Origin of the sequence: Flavobacterium sp., from assembly GCF_027482425.1 — a bacterium.
Taxonomy (GTDB): Bacteria; Bacteroidota; Bacteroidia; order Flavobacteriales; family Flavobacteriaceae; genus Flavobacterium.
The window spans coordinates 1-3,994 of the sequence record NZ_JAIXWA010000062.1; the positions used below are offsets into that span (position 1 = coordinate 1).

At 39.8% G+C, this 3,994-nt stretch carries 4 protein-coding genes; all 4 read right to left on the minus strand.

Going from position 1 to position 3,994, the window contains the following annotated elements:
• Window positions 1–1,349: von Willebrand factor type A domain-containing protein (locus tag Q0037_RS09195; RefSeq protein WP_297517413.1), on the minus strand; the 1,349-nt coding region annotated here is incomplete at its 3' end.
• Between the two features lie 35 nt (window positions 1,350–1,384).
• Window positions 1,385–2,308, minus strand: a complete 924-nt coding sequence (locus tag Q0037_RS09200; protein ID WP_297517416.1) for a hypothetical protein — start codon at window positions 2,306–2,308, stop codon at window positions 1,385–1,387.
• A 3-nt stretch (window positions 2,309–2,311) separates the two neighbouring features.
• Entirely contained in the window at window positions 2,312–2,845 is a 534-nt protein-coding gene (locus Q0037_RS09205) for a sigma-70 family RNA polymerase sigma factor (RefSeq protein WP_297517420.1), read from the minus strand.
• Window positions 2,846–2,976: 131 nt separating this feature from the next.
• Window positions 2,977–3,994, minus strand: a 1,018-nt coding sequence (locus Q0037_RS09210; RefSeq protein ID WP_297517418.1) for a T9SS type A sorting domain-containing protein, incomplete at its 5' end; no start/stop codon positions are given.

The window sequence follows — 3,994 nt, forward strand, 5'->3', positions numbered from 1 at the left end:
AAGAAACGGTTGGCTTCTTGCAAGGTATCGATGTAGGCATAATTTCCATTTCCTTTGTTGGCCAAAGTTTCTAAAGTAGTGTCTTTATAATTCCCCATTCCGTAGCCCAAACAAGTTAGAAAGACCCCTGTTTTTCTTTTTTCCTCAATCAATTGTCCCAAATCACTTGAAGAATTGTAACCTACATTAAAGTCGCCGTCGGTAGCCAAAACCACCCGATTATTGCCTTCTTTGATGAAGTTTTCTTGCGCCACTTTATATGCCAACTCAATACCTGCACCTCCAGCCGTGCTTCCACCCGCCGATAGATAATCCAATGCAGCAATGATTTTATCTTTTTGATTTCCTGCTGTTGAAGGCAATACCAACCCTGCTGCTCCCGCATACACCACGATGGCGATACGGTCATTTTCACGCAATTGTGAGGTCAGTGCTTTCAAAGATTGAATTACGAGCGGTAACTTATTGGGCGCACCCATCGAACCCGATACATCGATAAGAAAAACCAAGTTCGAGGGAGGCAAAAGATCATTTTCCAATGTTTTACCTTGAAGCGCAATACGTAATAGTTTGGAGTTTGTATTCCATGGACATGCACTGTATTCGGTATGGATAGCAAAAGGATGTTCTCTAGTGGGTTGTGCATAATTATAGTTGAAAAAATTGATCATTTCTTCAATACGAACGGCATCTTTGGGAACGTTTTGACCATTATTTATCATCCGGCGAATGTTGGTGTACGAGGCATTGTCAACATCGATCGAAAAGGTTGACAGCGGATGGGCTTGCGGACTTTCAAAGACGTTTTCAATCAACGCTCCATATTCTTCATCGGGTTGGGAATTGATGATTTTTTTCTCCCCATTGCTATAATTTTTTTCTTCCATTACGGTAATGGGAGCCCCTGCGATTTGCCCCTGTAACGTTTGTATCACATTGGCATTGGGTCGATTTTTAATCCTTTTACCACTGACAACTGTACTGGTGGCTGCCACACTTGTTTTTTTTGTGACGAGTCGGTATCCTTGCGTGATTACAACTTCGTCTAATACCTTTGTTTCCGCATTTAATTGAATGATGTAATGATTGTCTTTACCGATGACCACTTCTTTGGTTTGGTATCCTACATAACTCACGGTTAATGTTGCAACAATATTCACTGACATACTAAATTTTCCATCCAAGTCTGAGGTCACATATTTTTTTGTTCCTTTAACGGAGATGTAGGCTCCAGGGAGTAATGTTCCCTGTTCATCGACAACCTGACCTGTGATAGTTTTTAATTGCCCAAAACTTACGAAATGGATAAGCATAGCAAGGGCTAACGAAAGATGTTTTACATATTTCATGGCGTTACTTTTTTACGTTAAACAATAATTTTAATTTACTTTTTTGGCGTAGGTTTTCCTGATTTTGTAGTGATAATCACCACACCATTTTCTGCTTTTTTACCATAAATTTCAATCGCTTTTTCGGCCTGCAGTACCGTAACCGATTCGATGGGTTGGTCTTTGAGTGGGGCGTAAGGACAAGTAGAGTTGGGGCCAAACACTTCCTTTTCAGTGTATTCTATCCCATCAATGATATAGAGCGGATTATTTAAATAAACTACGGAATCGGCATCATCAAGGTTATAATTTTCGGTGACCTCGCCATCAACGACGACCAAAGGTTCTTCTTTTTGCGCCATACTCTTACTTTTTCCACGCAAGACCATTTTCGGACTTTCTTGTACACTGATTGCGTCAAATTTTCGTTGGGGAAGCAATGTGCCTCTCATATTAGATGAAGCGGTATTATAAGGCCCAGGTTGTGTGATAGCCTCTTCGGAGACCCTACTTTTTGGGATTACAACATCAGTTTCCTTTTGAACTTCTTTTTGAATTTCCTCTTTTCTCTCGGCAGTGGCCACCGTTGGGTTCGATTGGACAGACTTTTCTATCAAGGCCTCAAGGTTAGGTTGAAGCGCGGGATGATTTGGAGTTCCCATGGGTTGATCGACTGCTGGAAAATTCTCTTTGGGTTGCATGGTTACCGCATTGGTATTGGCTTCCTTTTTTTGCAAGTTTGGCGAAGTTGGTACTGTACTTTCTGAGGCATTCCAGATAAAATAGCTGATAGAAATAACCAGCGTAACTGAGGCAGCCACCGCAATTTTCTTCCATTTCCATTGTTCTTGAACCGCTACTTTATGTTCCAGTTGGGTTTCTACACGATTCCAAATTTTTTCCATACCAGGAAAAGTATCTTCGGGCGTCGTCGCATCGAGATGCTGAAATTGGTTCCAAAATTTATCGTTATTTTCCATAGTTTATTTCGCCTGTTGATAATAATATAGGTTAACCAATTCCTTTAGTTTGGATTTGGCAAAATTGAGTTGTGATTTGGAGGTTCCTTCTGTGATAGAAAGTAGGGTTGAAATTTCTTTATGGCTGTAGCCTTCAATGACAAATAGCGAAAAGATAGTTCGACTTCCGTGTGGTAAAGTGTCCAACAATTTCAGTAAATCAGCTTCCAGAAGCGGTTGCTCTTGCTCGGCTTCTACTCCGGGAATTTGAGGACGATCTTCCAAGTATAAATTGAAATTGACCTTCTTCTTTAAATATCGTAAACATTCGTTTACAGTGATGCGTTTCGCCCAACTCCAAAAGGCTTTATTTTCGTTGAGCTGATCAATTTTTGTGAAAAGAATAAAAAAGGAATCGGCTAATACTTCTTCAATTTCTTCTTCTTTCTTTAAATAACGCTTGCACAAACGGTACAAATACGGGCCTAATTTTTCATAGACCTGTCGTTGTGCCTCGCGTTGTTTTTTACGGCAGCCCTCTATTAGTTTTTCATCAATCACGGGGTAGGTGTTTTATAATAAAGAGATACCTCTTCTTTAAAAGGTTGGAAACCCATTGTGTTTTTTTTCAAAAGTATTGATTTTAAGGAGAGTAATAACCAAAAAAAAACCTCCCGAAGGAGGCTTTCTTAATTAACCATCAATTTTTTTATGAATTCTTGTTTGTATTCATCTTGGAAATGTAGGATATACATGCCCGGACTTAAATTTGAGGGAACCTGAATACGAGTAGTTCCCGAATCTAATACTGTTTTAGTAGAAATAATGGATTGTCCAAGGGTGGAATATAAAGTCATGGTTGCTGGAATGGACTCATGGGAATTTTGTATTTCAATTTCACCCCCGTCATAGTGTGCCACAAATTGCTGTGAATTAAATTCTGTTTGACTCAATGCACTGAAGCGTAAGCTTTCCCATGTTTGGGCAATACTTACCAATCCCAAACGGCCTACAGGAGAATTGGCATTTCGTAAGTTAATTACCATTCGGTCTAAAGTATTGCTTACATCTTCACCATTATTAGTCAGGGCATTGGCTAAGGCAGGTTCATCGGCCATTACTACGGGGTTAGTATACAAACGCAAGATATCATCCGAACCACCACTAAACATACTGTAACGAACTACCACCAACTGATTGCTGTTTAAGGTGAAGGGAACGGAAGACCATACAATGTTGCCACTATTCTTAGAAATGCCTACACTGTATTGTGAGGAATTCAATCGGACAACATACACTTTTAATGCCGCTGTAGCACTACTTGAACCACTAATCCGAAGGAATTCTTGACTTGAGTAAGCACAACTCGTAAGTCGCAATACAAATCCAATGTAGATTTCACCTGCATTTTGGGTAGGAAAAGGAACGCCACACCCGTCACCATTGGTAATTAATTCAACAGAACGGTTAGAAGTCCCCCAATTTAAAAATCCAACCGTCTGTTGAATCACTTTAGCATTTGAGCAATTTGACGTGCTGCACGAACCTAAACCGTAGGAGTTTTCAGCATTTGTCCATTGACCTTGACCTGAAAGATTTTGATTAACCACATAAGTGTTAAAATCTTCGCGAAATACATTTTGAGCAGTGGCACTAAGTACAACTACTTGTAGCAGAAATAAGGTAATTGTTTTCATCGGTTTTATT

Coding starts and splice junctions, on each gene's coding strand:
- Q0037_RS09200 (WP_297517416.1), bottom strand. CDS start 2,308: ATGGAAAATAACGATAAATTTTGGAACCAATTTCAGCATCTCGATGCG.